Here is a 24,918-nt window from a genome sequence, read left to right as displayed (position 1 = left end):
CTACAATTAAACAGAAAATTTGGCAAAAAAAACGTGATTACTTTACATCCTGCCTCACAGTAGATAAATTACACGTTTTTAAACGAGTGTTTACAATCATGCAAGAATATAAAAAATTTATTTGTGTCATTTGTGGTTTTATCTATGATGAAGCAGAAGGATGGCCTGAAGATGGAATTGAACCCGGCACACGCTGGGAAGATGTGCCAGAAAACTGGTTTTGTCCTGATTGCGGTGCGGGTAAAGAAGACTTTGATATGGTTGAAATGGATTAATTATTATTTCACCACAACCAACAATACAATGCCTACTAACAATAAAGTAGGCAGCTCATTGTAAATACGAAAAAAACGCGAGCTTTTTCTATTTTTATCCCGAGAAAAAACCTTAAGATAATGGCCACAAAGCAGATGATAAACCCATAATAGTACCACAAGGCCTAATTTAGCATGCATCCAGCCCGCTTTAAAATAATAATTGGGGTTATAACTAATAAGCCATCCCCCTAAAAACGTCGTAAGCAGTGCTGCTGGCCAGGTAATTCCATAATACAAACGCCGCTCCATTATTTTAAATCGATCCATACTTACCGCGTCCTGGGTTTCTGTGTGGTAAACAAATAATCTGGGTAAATAAAATAGCCCAGCAAACCAGGCAACCATTGCAATGATATGAAATGCTTTTATAAATAACATATTAATTTCCTGACGATTTTTTGCCTCTTTTACGGGCATGCTTTATTAAATTCAACGATTCTACTGCCAATGAAAATCCCATAGCAAAATACACATATCCACGTGGAATATGAAAAGAAAGACCATCAGCAACCAACACCATGCCAATCAAAATCAAGTAACTAAGCGCAAGCATTTTGATTGTAGGATGTTTTTTAATAAACGCACTAACAATTTCACTAGCAAAAATCATAATTATAATGGCGCAAGTAATTGCGAAAGCCATTACCCAAAATCGTGTAGTTAAACCCACTGCAGTTAGCACGCTGTCTAAAGAAAATATGACATCCAGCATGGCAATCTGAAAAATCACCCTATTAAAGGTTGTCTTAAAAGATGTCATTTCCTTTTGGGCGGATTCCTCAGATTCTTCAGTCACATCTTGATGAATTTCATCCGTAGCTTTCCAAATTAAAAAAGCACCACCCAAAATAAGAAAGATATCGCGTGCTGAAAATGATAATTCAGCGATAGTTATCAAAGGCTTGGTCAATTTAATCATATCCACAGCTAAAGACAGCAACAGTAACCGTGTAACCCATGAAAAAGTAAGTCCCCACCTTCTGGCTTTCTTTCGTTGATGCGCTGGTAATTTTTCCGTTAAAATAGAGAGAATAACCAGATTGTCAATTCCTAAAACAATTTCCAATATGACTAAGACAATTAAACTTGCAATAATGTCTAAAAATTCCATCGCATCCCTCGAAACAAAATAATAAAAATCCTCTCTTACTCAAGCAGGGAAAGGTTTTCCAAAAAGGAAACCCTCAATATACACGTATAACACGATATTTATAAAGACAAATGATTCACTTTCTTGATTTGCTTAGTTATAATTATCTGGTTCAAATTAAATGTGAGAGAAAGCATAATCATCAAATTCATCAAAAAGCTGTTAAAAAGAAACAGAGCACCTTCATGCCCTGTTAATACAGCTTATATTATTCCAAGGAATAAACATTCGATTTCTAAAGCAGACATTAGCGGCAACGCTTTGAAAGTACTTAACCGATTAATTAGCGGCGGCTTTCAAGCATATATTGTTGGTGGCAGTGTTAGGGATCTAATGCTTCATAAAGCGCCTAAAGACTTTGACGTGGCAACCAATGCAACGCCAAATCAAATCAAGAACCTATTTAGAAATGGCCGCATTATTGGACGTCGATTCAAGCTGGTTCATGTGCTTTTTCATCGCGAAATTATTGAAGTAGCCACCTTTCGTAGCCATGAAGCTGTTGACGAAAGCCAACAAACTAATGAGCGCGGTATGTTAGTGCGTGATAATGCGTTTGGATCTCTAGATGAAGATGCTTGGCGGCGCGATTTTACGATTAATTCCCTCTACTATAATATTACCGATTCAACCATAATTGATTTTACTGGCGGCGTTAAAGATGTCCAAGATAAACTCATTCGTATGATTGGCGATCCAGTAACACGTTATAAGGAAGATCCCGTACGTATGCTACGGGCTGTGCGTTTTAGTGCCAAATTACATTTTAACCTGGCCCCAGAAACAGAGGCGCCCTTCCCAGACATTAGCTATCTGATTACGCATGTATCCAGTTCACGTTTGTTTGATGAAATGACGAAACTGTATCAATGTGGCAATGCGGAAACAGTACAAAAGCTACTGTTGCAATATGGCTTATTCCAACACTTATGTCCTCAAACAACGGCTCTATTAGACAGTCAATATCCGGTTAATGCGTTATTAGCGATTGCCCTTGAAAATACTGATATACGTATTCGCGATGATAAACCAGTCACTCCTGCATTCTTATTTGCAGTATTTCTATGGTTCCCAATGATTGAGCGCTCAAAACAACTACAAAGTGCAGGAATGGATCCCTTACCTGCTGTTGAAAAAGCAATGTCATTGGTTATTGCTGAACAAAATAAAATTATCTCTATTCCAAAGCGTTATACACAAATTATTCGAGAAATATGGTTGTTGCAGTATCGTTTTACCAAACGCGCGGGAGGACGGGCATTTAACTTATTGCAGCATCCTCGTTTCAGAGCAGCTTATGATTTTATGGCCTTACGCGCACTTGCTGGCGATGAAACCATGGAATTGGCACAATGGTGGACCTCATTCCAAGAAGGAGATGAGGAAGCACGAGCAAAAATGGTTTCACAACTTACAACGCCAACAAGCCAAACAAAAGGCAAACGCCGCAGAAAGTCCAAAGTCTCTAAATGAATGTTTGCTATCTTGGGTTGGGTTCAAATCAAAAATCACCAGAACGCCAGCTCAGGCTAGCTATTCACTCCATTCGCGCATTGCCAACTACTTCAGTTACTAAAGTATCCAACTTTCACAAAACCAAAGCTTGGGGGGTTCTAGGACAACAAGACTTTTGTAACGCTGTTATTGAAATTATTACGCGACTTCCGCCGTTGAAATTATTGCAAGCATGCCAAAAGATTGAAAAACAACAAGGTCGTGTACGTAAAAAACGTTGGGGACCAAGGATTATTGATATTGATATTCTTCTGTATGGAAAGCAACATATTCACTTAAGAGATCTAACTACACCACACCCGCATATTTTATCTAGAGACTTTGTGCTTGTTCCCTTAAAAGAAATAAACCCTAGTATTGAAAAAAAACTCGTTGTAGGATGCCGCACTGCGAGATCAAAAACGCCATCGAAGATGATTTATTGGGCTTAAGTGCTATAATTTAATTAATAACTTCAAAAAATAATAATTTTATGGAGTTACAATGATTAAGCCTCAAAAACCTAAAAATGAAATCCAGAGAGTACAAGCTCTGCATAATTTGCATATTCTGGATACGAATTCAGAAGAGCGGTTTGATAGCATAATACATGTTGCCCAACATTTATTTCATGTTCCTATGGCCTTGGTATCTTTAGTAGATACAGAACGAGAATGGTTTAAGTCTAGATGTGGTTTTCAACTTAAAGAAACACCAAGAGATATTTCCTTTGGCGCCCATGTAATTCTCCAAGAGGACATCATGATCGTTAAGGACTCTTTAAACGATGTGCGATTTAGCGATAATCCTCTAGTTATCGGTGAACCTGACATTCGCTTTTATTTAGGTTGTCCTTTAAAAACTAAAGACCGATTTAATATTGGCACACTATGCTTAATTGATCAGAAACCACAACAACAATATAACGGAGTCGATCTTGGCATCATTAAAGACTTAGCAACAATGGTTGAGTCTGAATTAGAAACAATGCGCCTATCTACTAGAGATAAATTTACTCAATTATTCAATCGGCAAGGCTTTCTAATAACAGGGAAAAAAATAATTAACCTCGGTAATCAATATGATAAAAATATTTTATTACTTTATTTTGATTTACATAAATTAAAATTTATTAATAAAAATTATGGTTATGACGAGGGGGACAAGATTTTAAAAATATTCTCTCAGCAACTCTTAAAAAGCTTCCGTCATACTGACGCAATAGCGCGAGTAGGAGGAGATAAGTTTTGTGTTTTATGCTCTGGAATGAGTATGATACAGGTCACCACTGTTATAAAAAGATTTCAGAATAAGTTATCAGCAGTTCAAAGCAATTATCCCATTGAATTTAATATGGGTACGATTCAATACGATCGCTTAAAACATTATTCAATTGGCTCGCTTATTGAAGAAGCTGATGAAAAAATATATGAATACAAAAGACATTAATTATTAGAGAAGAACTGAGCTTTGCTCAAAGATACGCTATGCGTTTGCTTAACTCATGAAAAATAAACAATAAAATTAACACTCCAATGTCAGGATCGACTACACTTCAGAATAATAAATAGGTTTATTACGAGGGATGCCATGTATACCAATATTTTATTTGCTACCGATCTGCTTAATGAACATAATCATCTCACAGAGAAAGCGATTGAAATAGCAAAACAATTTAATGCCAAATTATATCTCTTACATGTAATTGAATTACCAGCCAGTTTCCAATTAGCTCAAGGACTCGGCTTTACCGAATTATTAAATCCTGCAAAAGATGATGCACAAACGGTTTTATCCCTGCTCGGTGAAAACTTCCACATCCCACCAGCACAACAGTTTGTTGAAATTGGTTCAGTTAAAGAACATATTTTTAACAAGGTTAAGGAACTTGACTGCCAACTTATTATTGTCGGAAGCCGTTCGGCCGCAGGCTTGCATTCATTTCTAGGCAGTACTGCCCATGCAACAGTGAACCACGCCCCTTGCGATGTATTAACTTTGCGCCTATAAAAACGATATATTCCCGAAGCCAAGCAGTGTAACTTCAGGTAAAAGAAAAATTCGCAGCCAACTGAATCCAGTGCTCTTACGCAAAGACAAGCTACTGGATTCAGCGGAACGTAGAAATAGACCCTAATCTAACAATAAGAATAATCCTAACTCTTCTTCGCTTTCGACTTCTTCTTTTTAGACCAGCTCATCAAGCGCCTCTTCTTATTTACTTGACGTTGGGACAGTTTATTCTTCTTCTCAGCAAAAGGATTAGCCCCGCCCTTAAATTCAATTTTTAAAGGAGTACCAACCAATTCTAAGTGCTTTGTAAATTCGTTGTTTAAATAACGTTTATAGCTGTCAGGAAGATCCGCAAGCTGATTGCCATGAATCACAATTACCGGAGGATTGTGTCCACCAAGATGGGCGTATCTGAGCTTAATACGTCGACCATTCACACAAGGTGGCGTATGTTTTGTACTAATATCCTGCAGTAAACGAGTTAATCTTGGTGTAGAAAATGATTGGATGGCTGAGGCATATGCTTCATTAATGTCCTTAAATAAAGTTCCAACGCCACTACCATGCAAAGCAGAGATGAATCTGATTTTAGCAAAATTCGCAAAGTGCAATCTTCGCGATAATTCACTTTTAATCATATCTTTGTGCTCTTCATCAAGCCCATCCCATTTATTCACCGCAATGACTAAGGCTTTTCCGGATTCAATAATGAATCCCAGCAAATTCATATCCTGATCCGTTATACCTTCATTTGCATCGAGAAGCTGTAAACAAACATTGGACTCTTTAATTGCTTGTAGCGTCTTAATAACTGAGAATTTCTCTATTTTTTCATCAATCCGTGATTTTCTTCGCACACCCGCTGTATCAATTAAAATATAACGTTGTTCATCACGTACAAATGGAATCGCAATACTATCACGAGTTGTACCAGGCATGTCGTAAACAACTACCCGTTCCTCACCTAAAATACGATTAATTAATGTTGATTTACCTACATTTGGACGACCCGCAAAAGCAATTTTAATTGCATCATCTTCAGCAACTTCATCAGGCTGTGATAAAAATGGCGCTAAAACGGCATCTAATAAAGAATAAATACCACTGCCATGTGATGAGGAAATAGAATGGATATCTGCGATCCCTAACGATTGAAAGTCAGCGCAAGCAACATCATCATCTAAACCTTCTGTTTTATTAACCACGAGATGAACTTTCTTACTTAACTTTCTTAAGTTATTAGCAATTTTTTCATCGACCCCAGTCAAACCAGAACGACCATCAACCAAAAAGAGGACAATATCGGCCTCATTCAAAGCAATCGTTGATTGTTTCGACATTAAGCTATCAACAGCAATATCATCGACACCAATACCACCAGTATCAACTACGATATAAGATTTCTCATTATGCTGGGCTTGACCATATTGCCTGTCGCGCGTTAACCCAGGAAAATCAGCAACTAGTGCATCTTGTGTCTTAGTCAGCCTATTAAATAAAGTAGATTTCCCTACATTGGGACGCCCAACAAGCGCAATCACAGGAATCATTATTTTAACTCACAGATAGTTGATTAAGCATTCCATTGTCTGTTAACACATAAAGCCTTCTTCCTACCACGCTTGGAGAAATACTCACCCCGCTTGATGCTTTATAACGTCCTAATATTTCACCTGTTTGCGAGTCAATAAAATGCAAATAGCCTGTTTTATCCCCTACAACCAGATCCTTGCCAACAAGTGCAGGCTCAGTTAACCCTCGGGCTTTTAATACTTTTTGCTTCCAGTTTACTTGGCCATTTTGCTTGTTAATTGACCAAAGCACATCGTGACTATCGCTTATATAGAGTGTGCTGCCACTAGACAGCATATTTTTATAAACAGAACCAGGCTTTCTCCAAATAAATTGTCCGTTCGATAGAGACAAGGCACCTATATAGCCTTGGTAACTAGCCAAATATGCCACGTCACCTTCGACAATTGGATCTGCATCAATATCAACTAATCGCTCTACATCACTAGAGCCAGAGGCATAGGCAATACTTCTTTGCCAAACTACGCGCCCAGTATTAACATCAATCGCATCCATTTTTCCATCAGAAAAGCCGATTAAAACTAAGCTACCTATAACTACGGGAGAGGAACTGGCTTTTAAAACCAAGTTTGGCGAGCCATGTTCAGACATCCATAATTGCTTTCCATCTACAGCATTGAATGCATAAACCTTTCCATCAATCGTCTTAGCAATCACTTTTTTATGAGTAATCGCTGGTGGAGATAAGATCTCTCCTGAAACTTTATTTTGCCATAATTTTTTTCCATTAGCTTGATTTAATAAAACTAATGACGAGTTACTGGTTCCAACAGCAATATATCCATTCGCAATTGTTGGACCACTAACAAGATTATGTTTCAACTGAGTGGTCCATTTAATTTGACCATCATTTTTCTTAACGGCATGAACTAAGCCACTAGCATCAGCAGTATAGATAATACCGCCACGGATTACAGGCTTAAGTCTTAGATACTCTCTATTTTTAGACGATTTTCCAACCGCTACAGTCCAGTTTTGCGATACTTTAACTCTATCTTGAATCGCTGTTAATTCTTTAGGTTTAGGCGTATTGTCCGTACCCAATAAGTAGTCATCAACTTTTGAGCATCCCTGCATTGCGGCACAAAGTGCTAAAATAAATAATTTATTTTTCATCAAACTCAAACCTCTAAAATTTTCATCGTCTTACTCTATACCGTTCTTACTTCCACATCATGAACGATTTAAGTATAAAAATCATTATCCTAGGTAACATCTCAACAAGTCAGGGAAACTCTGTCAACGTCCTGCGCTTGTCTGCAAGCTCTAGGAATTCCGTGCCAAGATTAAATCTTTGGCTCCCACAGGCAAGTCGCGGGGGATGGGATTTCTCCCTGACTCATCAGTAAGTTACTCCCCCCTGAAATTACTATGCTGCTTCTATTTTTTTCTCATCAGCCGTCATCGATTGAGTCTTATCAGCAATTTCATTAGTTTTCATTTCTAAAAATAAATTACCCATACCATTGTTTCTTACTTCATCACTAGCTTTTTTATAAGAACTCATCGCTTCTTGATACTGGCCAGTGGCACCATAAATGTCACCTTTCAATTCATTAATAACTGGCAAATAGGTAGTATCTTCAATACGACTAAGCTCGGTTAAGGCATTAGCGTATGATTTTTCAGCAGTTAATATACGAGCAATGCGAATCTTAGCAATTTGCTTTAATGACAGCATTTTACTGTTATCAGCCACTATTCGTAATTCAGCTTGAGCTTTATCCAATTTATTTTTGGATATATAAATTTTAGCAAGCGTCATATGTGCGACATCGGCATAAACAGTCTTATCATGGTCTTTAATTAATTCATTTGCATAAGATTTTACAGCTTTTACATTGTGATTCGACATGGCAAGCATCATTTGTTCATAAGCAATAGAAGCTTGTTGTGTCAATTTATCCTGATGCCATGTTAGATATCGATAACCTGCGACAGCAAGAAGCACCAGCGACACGGCAAACATAACAACATTACCATAGCGCTTCCACCATTTTTTAATCGATTCTAATTGTTCCTCTTCGGTCATATAAACTGACATAACACTCTCCTGAACTTTCAACTTAACCCATAAGCTGGATTAAGGCTACGCCTTTATCCAGGCAAAAAATCCACTTACTTTAGATATTCATGTATAAACTGATTAATCGCACTTTGATCTACTGTGATCTGCTCGGTTCCATTGCGTAAGTCTTTAATACTGATCTTTTGATTAGCTAATTCATCTTCACCTAAAACAAGTGCCAAACGTGCGCCACTTTTATCCGCTTTTTTAAATTGGCTTTTAAAACTTCCACCAGCAGTATTTACAATAACCTCTAGTGCTGGAAAAGCATTACGAATAGCTTCAGCAATTACAAGACCTTTGACTATAGCTTCTTTATTTGTACCAATAATAAATAAAGAATTCTTTTTAGTCTCTTGCGGTAAAAGGTTCAAGGTTTCCATCAACAAGAATATACGCTCCACGCCTAACGCAAAACCAGCTGCAGGCGTCGCATTACCGCCTAATTGCTCAACCAATATGTCATAACGACCACCCGCACAAATTGTCGCTTGGCTGCCTAAACGATCAGTAACCCATTCAAATACCGTATGTCCATAATAATCTAACCCGCGCACCAAAACAGGATTAATAACATAGGGAATTTGCAATGCATCTAAACCATTACAAAAAGCTTGGAAATGCTCTTTGCTCTTCCCTTCAAGAACATCAATCAGTTTTGGTGCATTTGCTACCAATTGCTGCATTTCAGGGTTTTTACTGTCTAAAATTCGCAAGGGATTTCGCGTTAATCTTCGTTTACTGTCTTCATCAAGCTGTGCGGTGTGATCATTTAGATAATCAACCAGGATGCTTTTGTATTTTTGGCGTTCAGATAACTCACCCAGTGTATTTACTTGTAGTTGCACTAAATCAGCAAATCCAAATTGTATCCAGAATTTACGGCACAGGGAAATTAATTCAAGTTCTGCTTGTGCCCCAGCCATACCAAATGCTTCAACGCCTAATTGATTAAACTGTCTGTATCGTCCTCTTTGTGGTCGCTCATGACGAAACATAGGACCTAAATACCATAGTTTTTGTTGTTGATTATGTAGCAAGCCATGTTCCAGACATGCACGAACGCAACCCGCTGTACCTTCAGGTCTAAGCGTAATGCTGTCCCCATTTAAATCGTTAAAAGTATACATTTCTTTTTCGACTATATCGGTTATTTCACCAATAGTCCGTTTAAATAATTGCGTACTTTCAACTAAGGGGAAACGAATTTCCTGATAACCATAGTTTGTAAGGCAATTAATGAATGTCTGCTCAATATAACGCCACAAAAGGGTTTTATCAGGCAAAATATCATTCATACCACGTATTGCTTGAATTCGCTCAGCCACCTATTTTCTCCAAAGGAGACATTTCCGGTTTAGGATTCAGCAATGATTGCATTTTAGATATATCAGTCAATTTAACTTCAGTAGTTGTTATTGAATTTTGATTCATTGATAAATCAGTAGGCGCACTTTTTTCTGAAAACAGTTGTTGCTGGCTGTCCTGATTTTTTTGCCACCAAATACCCACTGCAACAACCACCCCTAAGGCAAATAGGATAGTAAACCAGCGAATAACATATTCTGCCTTATTCGACTCACGTTTGCTTTGTTGCCATAATGCACGCTCAGGCTTTTTTTCAGTTACATATTGCTCATCAAATACAGCTAAATAAGGCTCAGGAGAAACATCTAATATTTTAGCATACGCCCGTAAATACCCTTTGATAAACACCGTTCCTGGTAATGATTGAAACTCATTTTTTTCGATTAATTCGATGACACGAGTTCTTAAATGTAATTTATTAGCAATAAACTCGACAGAATACCCTTTTTGTTCACGTATACTAGCAAGTTGCGCCCCAGGATTAATTGCATGAACAATTGTATTATCGTCAAGCGTGGTTGTTGTACTCATTATTTGCTCCACCATTATCGAGATTTGGATCCATATTTTTAATATTATTTTCATACTCTACAGCTACATTGTGCTGGCCTACTTTCTCTGAAATTTCCTTAGCCAAAGACAGCAATATCCTATCGTTTAAAACTAAATCCGGGTGTTTACGCAGCAATGTATAAGCCTCTGCGTTATGCCCATCTTTAGTTTGTATTTTAATTAATTCATAAAAAGAAACTTTTCGAGAGGGATCTTGATTTAATGCTTTTGCAAAGTAAAGCTTTGCTTTAGCAGTGTGAAGAACCGATAAAGCACAGAGTCCCGCATTTTCGTAAGCTCCTGCAGTATGTACATAATGTAAATCATTAGTTGCTTTTAAAAAATATTGTTCTGCTTTTTTATAATTACCCTGACGACACAAAAAAGCACCATAATTGTTAAGTTGGGCTCCGCCATTAGAGACTAATGATAATGCCTTTAAATAATATTTTTCAGCTTGCTCTAGTTCACTGGTTTGTTCAAAATAATAAGCCATCGCTGAATTAACATCAGGAGATTTTGGCTCTTGTTCTAATGCCGTAAGTAATTTCTTTTTCGCTCGGGGCCTGTCCCCTTGCTTCAAATAACCTAACCCTAATTGAACATTGTAAGATGCAGCCTTGCTAAGATCTGGCTTTTTTAAATTTTGTTTCTCACTTTCCTCATTATGCGTGCATGCGTGTATCAGCAAACAAGCCAAAATGAATAAGAGATAACGCGCTTTTAACACAGTGTATTCACATTAAGGTTAGAAAAGATTCGGCATTATAACCGCTTACTGATAAATTAAAAATGTTTTGTAGTTAATTAACAAAGAAAAGTATCGTCACTCACATCCCCGCACTCGTTAACCGGAGCGGGTTTAGTGACAATAGCGTTGCATTAACGAATTGATTACCACGATATGGCATCTTATCAGCGTTACCCCGTGGACAAACCGCAGGACACTGACAATGTGGATTTTCCCAGTAAAACAGGTTAAACCCGTTCTTCTTGCTGAGCAGCATCTACTACTTTTGGTATAAAATGTAATTTTTGCCATCTTTGTGAACGACTAGTTCTATCCTTAACCTCCCCTGCCAATTGCCCACACGCAGCATCAATATCATCTCCACGGGTTTTACGTGTAATCGTATTGATTCCATTAGCAATTAATTTATCTCTAAACGCATCGATTGCTGCTTGCGATGAACGCTGATATTGGGTCATTGGAAATGGATTAAATGGAATTAAATTCACTTTTGCAGGAACATCACGCAGCAATTTAATTAATTGAGTAGCGTGTTCGGGTTGATCATTGACCCCTTTTAACATCACATACTCAAAAGTTACCTTTCTTCTCGGCTCATCTTTAAAATAGATTTTGCACAAAGCCATCAATTGTGCCAAGGGATATTTTTTATTGATGGGTACCAACTCATTACGTAATTCATCGTTAGGTGCATGTAAGGAGACCGCTAGAGCAACAGGACTTACTTGTCTTAAACGCTCTAAGTCAGGCAAAACACCCGAAGTACTTAATGTCACACGACGTTTTGATAATCCATAAGCAAAATCATCCATCATGATATTCATTGCAGAAACAACATTATCAAAATTAAGTAAAGGCTCCCCCATGCCCATCATCACAACATTTGTCAGCCGCTTATCATGAACACCTTGATTCGTAGATAATTCTCTTACCGCCAACCAAACCTGGCCAATAATTTCTGCTGTGCTTAAATTACGATTGAATCCTTGCTTTGCTGTTGAGCAAAAAGAACAATTCAATGCACAACCAACCTGCGAGGAAACACATAAAGTTCCACGATTTGCTTCGGGAATAAATACGGTTTCAATACAATTGCCACAATCCAACTTTAACAACCATTTATGAGTGCCATCGCTGGATTTTTGGCAGGTAACAATTTCAGGTACTTTAATGTAAGAAAGCTGAGAAAGCTTTTCTCGTAAAGCTTTCCCAAGATTGGTCATTTGAGCGAAATCGACTAAGCCGCTTTGATGAATCCACTGAATTATCTGCTGCGCCCGATAAGGTTGCTCACCCCACGAACTTAATAGTTCGCGCATTTGCTGATAATTATAATTTAATAGATTAACTTTTTGCTCAGTCATATTCACTCCAAAACCTAAATCTTATCGCTCACAAACTTCATGTGGTTCAAAGAAGAAAGCTATTTCACGAGCAGCGTTCTCTTGACTGTCAGAACCATGTACCGCGTTTGCATCAATGCTATCAGCAAAATCAGCACGGATTGTACCTGGAGCAGCTTCTTTAGGGTTTGTAGCGCCCATAATATCTCTATTTTTCATTACTGCGTTCTCGCCCTTTAGTGCTTGAATCATTACTGGACCAGAGATCATAAATTCAACTAAAGCATTGAAAAATGGACGTTCACGGTGAATTTCATAAAAGCTTTCTGCTTGTTCGCGAGATAATTGGGCCATTTTCGCAGCAACGATATCTAAACCGGCGTCTTCAAAACGAGTATAAATTTGGCCAATAACTGATTTAGCTACAGCATCAGGTTTAATAATTGACAACGTTAATTCTTTTGCCATTATGCGCTCCATAGGGGTTAGTAGTTTAAAGTGCGTTATTATACACGAAGTGCATGCTTTATGGCTAATATAAATTCATTGTAACAGGGCAAGATCATCAAAACCTTTAAAATAACAGAAGAAGAAATAGTGGCCATTGATGGTAAACAAGCCCGGCGATCTTATGAGAGAAAAAATTTTAAAGCAGTCCGCCATAGGGATGTGCGGCTTAACTATGCCCAAAATAATTTCGCTTTGTGCCTTGAAAAATTCTTGCGACACTACTCAAAATAGCGCCTAAGGCGCCTTGATAGTGCCATAATTATTACTGCTTTTGCAGATGAATTTCATTATCAGAAGAGCTGTTTTCTTCAGTTGGAGCTGATTTGAAGAAAGAAATCGCAGTTGCTGCACTACGTGTGGCAAGTGAGGCAGCTGCCAGCGGAGATGCAGCAACAGTATTTAACGCAGATATTGCAACTATAGCTGCCAGTTTTGCAGCGGTTACAAAAAAATCGAAACCGACAGTAAGCGCACGGTTTGCAAATTCAAATTGAAAGAATAAGGTAGCACCTGCGGCAACAGCAAGGCTAAGTACACTAACCGCAGTACTGATAACTGCACAACCAATCGCTAAAATGGTCTGTGACGCTAACAACAGAGGATAAACAATCGGGGCGGCTAAAGCGAATCCCAAAGTACGACTATCTTGAAAAGCAGAAAAATGCTGCTTGGGCTTGAAATCATTAATAGCTTTTTTCAAAAACATAGAAGAATCCAGTTAGTTAAAAACTGGTCAATTATCTCATCCAAAGCTCACCCTGTCAAATTTATTTTGATAGCGCTCAATAAATAACCTCAAAGAGCACCAATGCTTTTATCGAAATACAGGGGTTCCCTGTTGATTGCATCCTGATCCAGATCGATTCTGTATTCAGGTAACAATTTGATTAACTCCATAACGCGAATAATAGTGTCATGAAACTCACTTCTAAACGAATTTGCACGGACACTCATTTCCTTCCCTCGTTCAATAAAAGTTTCTACATTCGCATCAAAATTAAGAACGATATTGAGTAGTACAGATAGATTTTCCATGATTTTTTCTTTTATATCTTCTTTAAATGAGATTTTTAGTATTTCATTCATTTTCTCTGTAAAAAGAAACGGATTACTCTGCAACTGTGGTTCGCTTAGATTACAAAAGATTAAAGCGTGAATAATCGCAAGCCGTGCTTTAGTTTTTGCATCAGCAAGACCCACATTTTTAAGTGTCGTGGCAAGCATAGTAACAGCTTGCTCTAAAGCCACATTAAATTCATGTGTAATTTTGATTAATGCAGCCTGGCTACTGGCGATTAAATTATTATGCTCACCTTCGTTCTTATGGTATTCCTCGCCAAGTAGCACCAGTTGTTGACGTTCATTTTCCATTGCCTCGCGCGTGCTAGCCCCCTGAGCGCCTTCTTCTTTAGAATTTTCACCTGATAATAAATAATCAATAAATAATTTCTGAGCATAAATATGATAGTCATTAGCCTGTTGAAGCACGATGCCGTTAAGGACATTTTTTAATGGAATTTCTAGTAATTTATGATAAAAGCTAAAGGGACTTTTAATTGCTGTTATCAGCTCATCTTGTGCCAATTTGATTTGATATTTACCCAAGATCCGTTCAGCAGTTATAATCCCATAAGTTGAGAACCACTTGCTTGATGCAATCTCTGATTTTGCTTCGCTCATTTTTCATCCAATTTAATTTATTCGCAGTATGTGATATAAGACTATTTATTTGAAAGTATAGTGTATTTTCCAGATGTTAAAACGATTAGATACTGATTTACAAATGTTAAATGAATTTCTGCAAGTAAAAACACCACAATTATGGTTGGATCATGCAGCACAGCAAATTCCGCTATTATTAATCGACCATGCGCATTGTGAACGTAAAGCCGCCGCCACAGCAATTAACTTTATGAGTAAATACCCTGAAAAAAAAGAATTAATTGACGTGATGTCTCCTTTAGCCCGGGAAGAATTGCTGCATTTTGAAAAAGTGGTCAATGTGATGACTAAACGGGGTATTGAATATGGTCCTTTGCAACCATCAGGGTACGCCATGCAAATGCATAAACGAGTAACTCGTAGAGATGGTGTTGAGCGTTTATGCGATCAACTCATTATCGGCGCCATTATCGAAGCACGATCCTGTGAACGCTTTCATGCAATTATTCCTTACATAGAAGACGAAGAACTAGCGAAGTTCTACAGTACGTTGATTAAGTCTGAAGCACGTCATTTTGAAGATTATCTGCGTTTGGCAAAACTGTATGGTGGTGACATTAAGCAGCGTACAACAATGTTTTTAGCCCTTGAAAATGAATTTATTCTGGCAACAGACAGTGTATTTCGTTTTCATAGTGGCATCCCAGGGAAAGCAATAAACTAGCAGGCCGTTGGGCTACAGCCCAACGGTTTGATTATGGTCATCGGGGTCTGAATTCCAACTGGGTGTTTAGATCCAAAAACGCATTAAGGCCATTACCTTCATCATCCTTTAATTCTTCAAATTTTTCTTTTGTTAATACCGTCTGATGTTCATCAGTCGTAACAAAAGTATTGTCAGCGGCAAGCTCATAGCCATTATCTTTTAACCAAAGAGTGACCAGTGTTGCAAATGCATTATTAAACTTCTCTAGATTATTAGGATCGTCAGAGGTTGGACGGCTACCATCACCAAATGTGATCTCACCAATTTTTAATTTATTGTCATCAGACATCGTAAGATCATGCACCAAAGTAGGAAGATCCCCCCTAGGTTGACCCCGGATTGCATCCATAATTTTATCTTTCAATGGATAAAGAACTTGCTCACGAAACGTTTGCTTCATTATCTTTGTAACTGGGTTCAAAAGCTCATCTCGTGATTGAGACAGCGCTTTAAGGAATAAAGAACACAGTTCTAATAAGCTCATCATTGAGGAACGCCAGTCATTATATGCGTGTTGTCCTTCGTTGATGGCTCTTTCTGCTTCGCGCATTAATTTTTTCCACAGGGTAATCATGTTGCCGCGCTCGTCGGTAGTGAACCCTTTATCCTTGAGTTCCTTATCTAAATCCTCATCACTGCGCATCCGTCGATTAGCTTCATCATTGCGTAGTTTTTGCTTTGCAATTAGAGTAGCTTGCATTGCATGTTCTTCTGCATTCTTTTTTATAATATCTACAGATTGCTTTTTTATAATATCTACAGGCTCAGCCATTTCAAACTCCTAAAAAGATCAAGGATGGGCGAAATAAAACCCCTTTGTATTATGATAACACAATAATTTTGGTCTGTCATCCCAATCGCTAAGGACATAGCGAGTTAATTCTTGGCCATTAGCTGCATAGGTTGTGGTACCTGGTTTATGCGTATGCCCATGAATTAGCTTAGTCACCTCATGGTCTTGCATGTGTTGAATTACAGATTCGGCAACGACATCCATTTGCTCCACAGGTTTACTTACATTGTTTTGACTGCGACTGCGCACCTGATTTACTAATCGTTCACGGTACTTTAATGACAAACTTAAAAACAAAGCGGGAAAAATCTTATTTCGGGTGAGCAATCTAAATCGTTGATGTGCCACATCTTTAGTGCAATATCGATCTCCATGCACTAACATTATTTTTTCTTCACCTAAGTAAATGATCGTCGGTTCAGATAACACATCCCACCCAGCAAGCTTAGCAAAAGTTTTACCCAGTAAAAAATCACGATTACCGCACATATAAAACAGATTAATACCTTGTTTTTTTAACGCATGCAATTGCGCTGCAATACCCCTGCTCCAATCATTTAAGGTATCGTCACCAGCCCAGGCATGAAAAAAATCACCTAAAATATAAATATTTTTTACTTCATGCTTCACAGCCCATTTAATAAATAAATCAAAACGTTGCTGAATGCCATATTCATCTGGGTGCAAATGAAGATCTGAAATAAAAACTGCATCAATCATAAAGGCTCAATCTGAATATGATCGTCCAATAAATAAATTTGACAAGGACCATTATGAGGCTCTATCGCATCACTTAAGCGATAAAAACCAGCAATTGAGACCAGTTCTGCTTCCAGAGATTGACAAAAAATTCGCGCCTCTTTATCTCCTGAAATACCAGCTAATGCTCTGCCACGTAAGGCACCATACACATGAATAGACCCATCTGCCAATAATTCAGCCCCAGGACTTACCGAAGAAGTCACAATGAGATCCGCAGCTTTTGCTACAAATTGCTGACCAGAACGCACGGGCGTTGTCAGCAACTTTGTTTTTGCAGGCTCAACGGGGGTATGTTCTATTGAGCGCTCAATAATAGGCTTATCGTGGGTTGCTGAAGCATGCAATACAGCCAATCCCTGACACTGAGCTAAAGTATCATGCAAGGAGCTGCCACCTTGAATAGCAACAGGAATCATACCATTAGAACGCGCCGTTTGTATTAAAGTCTGTAGATCAAATTCTAAATGTTGTACCAAGGATAAATCAAACACTACTGGTGTGTGATCAAACAATTTAGGGGCACGTGTCACTGTATCAACTAATTGTTGCGTGAAAATAGCACTATCAGTGTTTAATACTTGTAAAACAGTAAATGTATAAAGCCTGCCTTTTAACTTAAATGCTTGAGTTTGTGTTGTATTTTCACTCATGAGTATGATATCCATAACCAGATTTTTTGTTTATACTAACATGTGAAAAACAATAACAGAAGGACATTAAGGTGGATAAACGGTGGTTTGAACAATATCAGAATGGCGTTCCACATGAAATTGACCCAAGTCAATATTCTTCCCTTGTAGCTTTGTTTAAAGAATCATGCACAAAATATGCAACAAATACAGCGTATTCCAATCTTGGCACTGATATTAGTTTTGCTAAATTAAATGAATTAAGCCGTGACTTTGCTGCTTATCTCCAACAGTTAAAACTGGAAAAAGGTGCGCGCGTAGCAATTATGATGCCTAATCTTTTACAATATCCTGTAGTGCTGTTTGGAATTTTACGCGCAGGATATGTTGTCGTGAATACGAACCCGCTCTATACCAGTGATGAAGTTATCCATCAAATGAATGATGCCGGTGCTGAGGTAATCATTGTTCTTGCAAATTTTGCAAAAACAGTTGAAAAAGCGCTTCCCTCCATCCCCTCACTAAAACACGTTATAATAACCCAAATTGGTGATTTATTTCCCATAATAAAACGAGTGCTCGTTAATAGTGTCGTTAAATACATAAAAAAAATGGTTCCACCTTATCAGATTCCGCATGCTGTTTCGTTTAATTACGCATTAATTGAAGGAAAGCAAGCTACGCTTCATCACGTAGAGCTTAATCATCAAGATATTGCTTTTTTGCAATATACTGGCGGAACCACTGGGGTAGCCAAAGGGGCAATTTTAACGCATGGTAACGTCGTTGCTAACCTCTTACAAGCATATGCCTGGATAGCTCCTGCGTTAAGTGATAATGAAATAATTGTGACAGCATTACCGCTATATCATATTTTCTCATTAACGGCGAATTGTTTAACGTTCATGAAAATAGGCGCCAAGAATATATTGATTACCAACCCGCGCGATATGAATCACTTTATTAAAGAAATAAAAAATAGTGGTTTTACAACGATTACGGGGGTAAACACTTTATTTAACGGCATGTTAAATAATCCCAAATTTAAAGAAATAGATTTTAGTACATTAAAGCTTTCTTTATCTGGTGGTATGGCCTTGCAAAAGAGCGTTGCCCTGCGTTGGCGAGAAGTGACCAAAACGCCTATATTAGAAGCCTATGGTCTCACGGAAACCAGTCCAGCAGCGACGATTAATCCAATGTCTCTTGCCGAATACAATGGCAGTATTGGCTTACCCCTTCCATCAACCGACATTGTGATCCTGGATGACAATGAAAATGAAGTACCTATTGGATCCAGCGGGGAAATCTGCATTAAAGGCCCTCAAGTTACGCCAGGATACTGGAAACGTCCAGATGAAACCGCATTAGTCTTTACAAAATCTGGATATTTAAAGACTGGTGATATCGGTAAAATGGATGAAGAAGGCTATATCTATTTAGTTGATAGAAAAAAAGACATGCTGCTTGTATCTGGATTTAATGTCTACCCTAATGAAGTAGAACAAGTAATCAGCATGCACCCAGGCGTCTTAGAAGTTGGTGTTGTTGGTCTGTATGACAAAGAATCTGGTGAGCGTGTTAAAGCCTGTATTGTTAGAAAAGATCCCAATTTAACCGCAGAAGAAGTGATCGCGTATTGCCGCGAACATTTAACTGCCTATAAGATTCCCAAAGTAGTCGAGTTTTTTAATGAGTTACCTAAAACCAATGTAGGAAAAATTCTTCGCCGTGCACTTAAAGATGATGACGCGAATAAACAAATGAAATCAGAGGGTTCAAGTTAAGCCTCCAAATACACCACCTACTTTCCCGCGGCTTGTCCGCGGAGCGTAGGAATAATGCTGAACTGGACGGTTATCGCCTTTAAAAACCCGACCTATAAAATCAATTGTTTCATAATCTTCGCTGTAGCGCCCCAAACCCAATCATCATTAAAAACAAACTCACAACTTTTATAACGAAACTTACCCCGCTCGACAATAATGTCTTTATAATTTGCTGCCGATTGCACTAAAGGCAACGGTACCAAAATTAAACGGCTAACCTCATCAGAGTTTAAATAGTACGGATTAACAGATTCTATACTGGCAAGCCATGGATGAATAACACTTCCCAAAAGAGTTTGCTGTATTTTTAGCGCTCTGATAAAGTGCACTCGCTCTGAGGGAATCCCCAATTCCTCATGCAACTCTCTTAAAGCAGTGGCATATAAATCCCGGTCCCCCTCCTCCCAAGTACCTCCAGGAAAACAGACCTCTCCTGGATGAGCCCGAAGATGGTCACTGCGCTTTGTAAGAATCAAAGAATTGGTTTCTCGTTCACAAAGCACCATAACTGCCGCTTGTGTTGGCGAGTTTGCTGTTAAGTCATTTAAGCCCATTAATAACCGCCGCTATTTTAATAAAACATTCACAATACTCATCTTCAACGTTTGAATCAATAACAATGCCACCACCAGCAGCTAAGTGCAAAATATTCTTTTTAGCCGTGAGCGTACGTATAGCAATATTTGTATCAAAATAGCCATGGCGTGAAAAATAACCTATGGCACCACAATAAATTCCTCTGGAATATGATTCCTGCTCATGAATAATATGCATCGCTTCACGTTTCGGAGCGCCAGTAATTGAACCACCAGGGAAGCACGATAAAAAAGCTTCAAAAGGAGCTACATTAGGCAAACATTCAGCCTTGATAGTACTTACTAAATGATGTACCGAATTATAACTTTCAACATCGCATAAAGAAGTAACCTGTACCGATCCAGGCTTAGCAATTTTGCCTAAATCATTGCGTAGTAGATCAACGATCATTACATTTTCAGCTTTATTTTTTTCACTTGCAGCCAATTCCTGTTTTAAACGTTCATCTTCAATCGGATCGCTAGAACGTCTGATCGTGCCTTTGATTGGCGAGGTCACCAATGTTCCATTGTCATAAAGTAAAAAACGCTCTGGAGAAAAACTTAAAATATCAGCATCTTCTGTTCTTAGAAATGCAGAAAAGGGAACCGGATTTTTTCGACTTATTTTCTTATAAAATTCCCAGCTATCCCCCTCATATTGTGCATAGAAAGGCTGAGTAAAATTAACCTGATAACTCCTGCCGCAGATTAAGGCATGACGAATCACCGATAATGCTTGTTGATAATCATTTTGTGTAATTAATGCCGTAAAATCGCTTTTTAAGGTAGCTTGTCTATGCAATGCCGATGGACTACACCATAAGCTCAAAATCTCATCTACTATTTTAGGCGTTGATGGCTGCGTATTTGCAGCAAATAAGGTTGTTTTTCTCAAATGATGATCGACAATAATAGCCCAATCGTACAAACCAAGATCTAATAAAGGCATAGTACTTAGTGTGGGTTGTGCCACTGAATCAATACCAACCAATTTTTCCCCAAGATCATAAGAAATATAACCTATAGCCCCTCCCTGGAAGGGAAGATCTGCTACGGAGGGATATATTGCTAAAGATTGAGTTAATTGAGCGAGCACTTGGGCACTATTTTGCGCTCGGTGATCCACTTTAATTGAATCATAAGGATAGGCACTGACAATATCATAACGCGCCCGTGGCTTGTCAGTACTTTCAAGAAGCACGAAACCTGGCAAATGAGATAATTTTTGATAATGATCTTGCATTGAAGAACAATAATCCAACGACAATAACACAAACTGACTCAATGTATTCCTCGCAATTTCATACTAGCGTTTGTGGACATACAATATAGATACAACTCTGTAGTAATTCTAACAATATTCCACTCTAATTTACTGGTGTTTAAATTAATTTGTGAGTATGCTATGCAAACGCTTTGTTGACAAGGAGCCATACATGGCAACAGTTGCTCAATTTGATATTACATACACTCAATTTCTAAATGAACAAGGCAAATTAACAGGAGAGGCTCCTGCTTTTGCCCAAGACCCCGCAGCATTAAAAGAACTATACAAAATAATGGTTCTTACTCGTACTTTTGATAAAAAAGCAATTGCCTTGCAAAGAACAGGTAAAATGGGGACTTATGCCCCAATTAATGGCCAAGAAGCAATTTCTGCTGCAATTGGTCATGCAATGAGACCTGAGGATGTCTTTGCCCCCTACTATCGTGATTATGCAGCGCAAATCCAGCGTGGCGTCAAAATGTCAGAAATTCTGTCTTATTGGGGTGGTGATGAGCGTGGCAGTAAATTTTCCTGTAATTCTCAAGATTTGCCCATTTGCGTTCCCATTGCCTCCCAATGCTTGCATGCAGCTGGCGTAGCCTTTGCGTTTCAATACAGAAGCGAACCACGTGTTGCTGTAGTGTGCATCGGCGAGGGTGGCACTTCTGAAGGGGATTTCTACGAAGCCATCAATGTAGCCGGTATCTGGAAATTACCCCTTGTTTTTGTCGTTAATAACAACCAATGGGCTATTTCCGTTCCTAGAGACAAACAAACAGGAACAGAAACAATTGCGCAAAAAGCTATTGCCGCAGGTTTTACCGGAATGCAAATTGATGGTAATGATATTCTGGCAACACGACAAGTGATTGGTGATGCCATTGAAAAAGCACGGCGAGGCGAAGGCCCCACCTTAATTGAGGCGATGTCTTACCGCTTATCAGATCATACCACCGCAGATGACGCCACTCGTTATCAGCCTTCAGCAGAAGTCGAACAGGCAAGACCCAAAGAACCAATTGCTCGATTTAAAGAATATCTTTTGCAAGAAAAGATTTGGAATGCCCAAGAAGAAGAACAATTAGTAATTCATTGTGCAGAAGAAGTTGAAAAAGCTGTAGACGAATACCTGAGCTCAACGCCTCAACCTATTAGCAGCATTTTCGATTATCATTATGCGGAATTGCCTGAATATTTAGTGGAACAACGCGCAATCGCTATGGAGGAAGCTAACAATGCCTGATATTACCTTAATTGAAGCAGTAACCCAGGCCTTAGCTTATGAGTTAGCTCAGGATGAAAATGTGGTTGTTTTTGGAGAAGACGTAGGTAAAAATGGCGGTGTGTTTCGCGCAACCGCAGGGTTACAAGAGCGCTTTGGCGAAAAAAGAGTTTTTGATTCGCCACTTGCCGAATCCATGATCGCTGGCTTGGCAATCGGAATGTCGCTACAAGGTTTAAAACCTGTTGCTGAATTCCAATTCATGGGCTTTATTTATCCGGCAATGAACCAAATTATCTCTCATGCAGCACGTATGCGAAACCGAACCCGTGGACGCCTAAGTTGTCCACTCGTTTTTCGTGCGCCTTTTGGTGGTGGAATCAGAGCGCCAGAGCATCATTCAGAAAGTACAGAAGCATTATTTGCACATATCCCTGGGTTGCAGGTAGTTATCCCCTCATCCCCGAAGCGTGCTTATGGTTTGCTTCTGGCGGCAATGCGTAATCCGGATCCTGTAATCTTTTTAGAGCCCAAACGAATTTATCGTTTGGTGAAACAACCTGTTGAAGATAATGGTGAGGCACTGCCTATTGGTAAATGTTTCACTCTGCAACAAGGTGATGATGTTACGCTAATCAGCTGGGGAGCCAGCCTGCATGAAACCCAACAAGCAGCCAAGCAATTAGAAAGCGAAGGTATTTCATGTGAAATCATTGACGTAGCAACCATCAAGCCTCTGGATATTGAAACAATTCTCGCCTCGGTCGAGAAAACAGGACGTTGCGTCATTGTTCATGAAGGCGCAAAAACTTGTGGCGTTGGTGCTGAAATTTCAGCGCAAATTATGGAAAACTCAATGGCTGACTTAATGGCTCCAGTCCAGCGTGTAACAGGTTATGATACCATCATGCCTTATTTCCAACTGGAAAAACAATACATACCCAGTGTTGCACGTATTAAAAACAGTGTTATGAGCATAATGGAGTAATAATGAATATTTTCAATCTGCCCGATTTAGGTGAAGGTTTACCTGATGCTGAAATTCATGAGTGGTTTGTCAAAGAAGGTGATACGGTCATCGCCGATCAACCGCTAGTTTCGATGGAGACAGCTAAAGCTGTAGTTGATGTTCCCTGCCCCCAAAGCGGGACAATTGGCAAGTTATTCGGTAAACCAGGCGATGTAATTAAAACTGGGGAACCATTAGTTGCCTTTACATCAACCACTGCAAAAGCTGCGGATAAAGGCACAGTTGTCGGCAATTTAGAAGAAAGCAGCGAAATTAGTGAAGATAACTTCACTATTGGTACGCAGCAATCTGCCAAGCCACGTGTTAAAGCAACGCCTGCGGTAAAAATGCTAGCTAAAAAATTAGGTGTGGATTTATCAGTACTTAAGGGTACAGGTGAGTTTGGTGTTATCACTCATGATGACGTACAAACACAAGCAGATAAAAATTCACAAGTCCCTGTTGGTTACGAGCCATTACGCGGCGTACGCCGCGCGATGCTAAATAGCATGGTTCAGTCTCATGCAGAAGTGGTTCCGGTAAGTATTTTTGATGAAGCCGATATAAGCAACTGGAAACCAGGAACCGACATTACCGTACGTCTAATTCGCGCCATCGTCCATGCATCACAAAAAGAGCCAGCACTTAATGCTTGGTTTGATACCAAACATGGTGCACGCCAATGCTTTAAAGAAGTGCATCTTGGCTTAGCTATGGATAATGATGAAGGCTTATTTGTTCCGGTTATTCATGATGCGGCAAAACGTTCAGATCCTGAGTTACGTCAAATCATTAATGAATTTAAAACATCGGTCGGCAACCGTAACATTACCGCAGATAAATTAAAAGGGGCAACAATTACTCTTTCTAATTTTGGTAAATTTGCTGGCCGTTTTGCAAGCCCTATTATTGTTCCACCAATGGTATCTATATTAGCTGTTGGTAGACTATATAAAGGGGTTGTCGCTAATGCTGACGGTACAGTTGAAGTTCATAACCTACTTCCATTATCTATTAGCTTTGATCATAGAGCAGCCACTGGCGGTGAAGCAACACGCTTTTTAGGCGCAGTAATGGAGTCATTGCAACAAGCCTGAGAGAAAAAAGGCTTTTGATGTGCTACAAACCATTCGGGCTGAGGAGGCATAATACCTCTTCAGCCGAATGGATCGAGAATATTCTTGGCTTAGCGGCTATAAGTTTTTCGCCCCAACCTCATTTTAAATTTTACTTTTTATTTTT

General features: G+C 38.9%; 27 protein-coding genes. 10 read left to right on the top strand and 17 right to left on the bottom strand.

The features are described 5' to 3' along the window. Positions 1–98: 98 nt before the first annotated feature. Entirely contained in the window at positions 99–275 is a 177-nt protein-coding gene (locus tag LDG_RS12810; protein WP_006871814.1) for a rubredoxin, read from the top strand. 3 nt (positions 276–278) lie between these two features. Here LDG_RS12810 and hemJ read toward each other — a convergent pair whose 3' ends face one another. Beyond that, entirely contained in the window at positions 279–695 is a 417-nt protein-coding gene (gene hemJ / locus LDG_RS12805) for a protoporphyrinogen oxidase HemJ (protein ID WP_006871813.1), read from the bottom strand. A 1-nt stretch (position 696) separates the two neighbouring features. Further along, positions 697–1,428 carry a TerC family protein gene (locus tag LDG_RS12800; RefSeq protein ID WP_006871812.1) on the bottom strand — a complete coding sequence of 244 codons (732 nt, stop codon included), beginning with the start codon at positions 1,426–1,428 and terminating at the stop codon, positions 697–699. 198 nt (positions 1,429–1,626) lie between these two features. Here LDG_RS12800 and pcnB point away from each other — a divergent pair, with 198 nt between their 5' ends. The 4 genes from pcnB (at position 1,627) to LDG_RS12780 (ending at position 4,971) form a co-directional block, all read left to right on the top strand. Further along, the gene (gene pcnB, locus LDG_RS12795) at positions 1,627–2,940 is read left to right on the top strand and encodes a polynucleotide adenylyltransferase PcnB (protein ID WP_085955947.1); all 1,314 of its coding nucleotides are present in this window, start codon (positions 1,627–1,629) and stop codon (positions 2,938–2,940) included. Next, complete coding sequence (gene folK / locus LDG_RS12790) at positions 2,937–3,413, top strand: 2-amino-4-hydroxy-6-hydroxymethyldihydropteridine diphosphokinase (RefSeq protein WP_083821461.1); 477 nt, start codon at positions 2,937–2,939, stop codon at positions 3,411–3,413. The genes pcnB and folK overlap by 4 nt, the downstream gene beginning before the upstream one ends. A gap of 52 nt (positions 3,414–3,465) precedes the next feature. Next, positions 3,466–4,410 carry a sensor domain-containing diguanylate cyclase gene (locus tag LDG_RS12785; RefSeq protein ID WP_006871808.1) on the top strand — a complete coding sequence of 315 codons (945 nt, stop codon included), beginning with the start codon at positions 3,466–3,468 and terminating at the stop codon, positions 4,408–4,410. A gap of 141 nt (positions 4,411–4,551) precedes the next feature. Continuing rightward, positions 4,552–4,971 carry a universal stress protein gene (locus LDG_RS12780; protein ID WP_006871807.1) on the top strand — a complete coding sequence of 140 codons (420 nt, stop codon included), beginning with the start codon at positions 4,552–4,554 and terminating at the stop codon, positions 4,969–4,971. A gap of 146 nt (positions 4,972–5,117) precedes the next feature. On the opposite strand, the gene der is transcribed toward LDG_RS12780, so the two are convergent. The 10 genes from der to LDG_RS12730 all read right to left on the bottom strand — a co-directional run bounded on the left by der (position 5,118) and on the right by LDG_RS12730 (position 14,839). Continuing rightward, entirely contained in the window at positions 5,118–6,524 is a 1,407-nt protein-coding gene (gene der / locus LDG_RS12775) for a ribosome biogenesis GTPase Der (protein WP_006871806.1), read from the bottom strand. A 4-nt stretch (positions 6,525–6,528) separates the two neighbouring features. Beyond that, positions 6,529–7,683 (bottom strand): outer membrane protein assembly factor BamB, encoded by a 1,155-nt coding sequence (bamB, locus tag LDG_RS12770; RefSeq protein ID WP_006871805.1) that lies wholly within the window; start codon positions 7,681–7,683, stop codon positions 6,529–6,531. A 253-nt stretch (positions 7,684–7,936) separates the two neighbouring features. Beyond that, positions 7,937–8,611, bottom strand: a complete 675-nt coding sequence (locus tag LDG_RS12765; protein WP_006871804.1) for a YfgM family protein — start codon at positions 8,609–8,611, stop codon at positions 7,937–7,939. Between the two features lie 74 nt (positions 8,612–8,685). Then, entirely contained in the window at positions 8,686–9,963 is a 1,278-nt protein-coding gene (gene hisS / locus LDG_RS12760) for a histidine--tRNA ligase (protein WP_006871803.1), read from the bottom strand. Then, on the bottom strand, positions 9,956–10,534 hold the full coding sequence (locus LDG_RS12755; RefSeq protein WP_006871802.1) for a helix-turn-helix domain-containing protein: 579 nt from the start codon (positions 10,532–10,534) through the stop codon (positions 9,956–9,958). The genes hisS and LDG_RS12755 overlap by 8 nt, the downstream gene beginning before the upstream one ends. Further along, complete coding sequence (gene pilW / locus LDG_RS12750; RefSeq protein ID WP_006871801.1) at positions 10,512–11,285, bottom strand: type IV pilus biogenesis/stability protein PilW; 774 nt, start codon at positions 11,283–11,285, stop codon at positions 10,512–10,514. Before pilW ends, LDG_RS12755 begins: the two co-directional genes overlap by 23 nt. A gap of 248 nt (positions 11,286–11,533) precedes the next feature. Further along, the gene (gene rlmN / locus LDG_RS12745; protein ID WP_006871800.1) at positions 11,534–12,670 is read right to left on the bottom strand and encodes a 23S rRNA (adenine(2503)-C(2))-methyltransferase RlmN; all 1,137 of its coding nucleotides are present in this window, start codon (positions 12,668–12,670) and stop codon (positions 11,534–11,536) included. Between the two features lie 21 nt (positions 12,671–12,691). Further along, on the bottom strand, positions 12,692–13,117 hold the full coding sequence (gene ndk, locus LDG_RS12740; RefSeq protein ID WP_006871799.1) for a nucleoside-diphosphate kinase: 426 nt from the start codon (positions 13,115–13,117) through the stop codon (positions 12,692–12,694). Between the two features lie 304 nt (positions 13,118–13,421). Beyond that, positions 13,422–13,865, bottom strand: a complete 444-nt coding sequence (locus LDG_RS12735) for a hypothetical protein (protein ID WP_006871797.1) — start codon at positions 13,863–13,865, stop codon at positions 13,422–13,424. 89 nt (positions 13,866–13,954) lie between these two features. Next, a complete protein-coding gene (locus LDG_RS12730; protein WP_006871796.1) occupies positions 13,955–14,839 on the bottom strand; it encodes a hypothetical protein in 885 nt (294 codons plus the stop codon). A 73-nt stretch (positions 14,840–14,912) separates the two neighbouring features. Between LDG_RS12730 and miaE the strand changes: the two genes are divergently transcribed. Beyond that, positions 14,913–15,545 carry a tRNA-(ms[2]io[6]A)-hydroxylase gene (miaE, locus tag LDG_RS12725; RefSeq protein WP_006871795.1) on the top strand — a complete coding sequence of 211 codons (633 nt, stop codon included), beginning with the start codon at positions 14,913–14,915 and terminating at the stop codon, positions 15,543–15,545. Between the two features lie 37 nt (positions 15,546–15,582). On the opposite strand, the gene LDG_RS12720 is transcribed toward miaE, so the two are convergent. From LDG_RS12720 to minC, 3 genes are read right to left on the bottom strand one after another with little or no spacing between them, the layout of a single operon-like run. Next, entirely contained in the window at positions 15,583–16,359 is a 777-nt protein-coding gene (locus tag LDG_RS12720) for a hypothetical protein (RefSeq protein WP_006871794.1), read from the bottom strand. An 18-nt stretch (positions 16,360–16,377) separates the two neighbouring features. Then, a complete protein-coding gene (locus LDG_RS12715) occupies positions 16,378–17,100 on the bottom strand; it encodes a UDP-2,3-diacylglucosamine diphosphatase (protein ID WP_006871793.1) in 723 nt (240 codons plus the stop codon). Beyond that, complete coding sequence (gene minC, locus LDG_RS12710; RefSeq protein ID WP_006871792.1) at positions 17,097–17,792, bottom strand: septum site-determining protein MinC; 696 nt, start codon at positions 17,790–17,792, stop codon at positions 17,097–17,099. Before minC ends, LDG_RS12715 begins: the two co-directional genes overlap by 4 nt. 71 nt (positions 17,793–17,863) lie before the next feature. Here minC and LDG_RS12705 point away from each other — a divergent pair, with 71 nt between their 5' ends. Further along, a complete protein-coding gene (locus tag LDG_RS12705; protein WP_006871791.1) occupies positions 17,864–19,558 on the top strand; it encodes an AMP-binding protein in 1,695 nt (564 codons plus the stop codon). A gap of 92 nt (positions 19,559–19,650) precedes the next feature. Here LDG_RS12705 and LDG_RS12700 read toward each other — a convergent pair whose 3' ends face one another. Both LDG_RS12700 and pabB read right to left on the bottom strand, forming a co-directional pair. Then, positions 19,651–20,154 carry an NUDIX hydrolase gene (locus LDG_RS12700; RefSeq protein WP_006871789.1) on the bottom strand — a complete coding sequence of 168 codons (504 nt, stop codon included), beginning with the start codon at positions 20,152–20,154 and terminating at the stop codon, positions 19,651–19,653. Continuing rightward, positions 20,141–21,463, bottom strand: a complete 1,323-nt coding sequence (gene pabB, locus LDG_RS12695) for an aminodeoxychorismate synthase component I (RefSeq protein WP_040535771.1) — start codon at positions 21,461–21,463, stop codon at positions 20,141–20,143. The genes LDG_RS12700 and pabB overlap by 14 nt, the downstream gene beginning before the upstream one ends. 151 nt (positions 21,464–21,614) lie before the next feature. Here pabB and pdhA point away from each other — a divergent pair, with 151 nt between their 5' ends. From pdhA to LDG_RS12680, 3 genes are read left to right on the top strand one after another with little or no spacing between them, the layout of a single operon-like run. Then, positions 21,615–22,688 carry a pyruvate dehydrogenase (acetyl-transferring) E1 component subunit alpha gene (gene pdhA / locus LDG_RS12690; protein WP_006871787.1) on the top strand — a complete coding sequence of 358 codons (1,074 nt, stop codon included), beginning with the start codon at positions 21,615–21,617 and terminating at the stop codon, positions 22,686–22,688. Further along, positions 22,681–23,655, top strand: coding sequence for an alpha-ketoacid dehydrogenase subunit beta (locus tag LDG_RS12685; protein ID WP_006871786.1), 975 nt, complete (start codon positions 22,681–22,683; stop codon positions 23,653–23,655). The genes pdhA and LDG_RS12685 overlap by 8 nt, the downstream gene beginning before the upstream one ends. Before the next feature lie 2 nt (positions 23,656–23,657). Next, the gene (locus tag LDG_RS12680) at positions 23,658–24,773 is read left to right on the top strand and encodes a dihydrolipoamide acetyltransferase family protein (RefSeq protein WP_006871785.1); all 1,116 of its coding nucleotides are present in this window, start codon (positions 23,658–23,660) and stop codon (positions 24,771–24,773) included. The last annotated feature ends 145 nt before the right edge of the window (positions 24,774–24,918 follow it).

Source organism: Legionella drancourtii LLAP12, assembly GCF_000162755.2.
Taxonomy (GTDB): domain Bacteria; phylum Pseudomonadota; class Gammaproteobacteria; order Legionellales; family Legionellaceae; genus Legionella; species Legionella drancourtii.
This window is presented reverse-complemented; position numbering and strand designations above follow the sequence as displayed.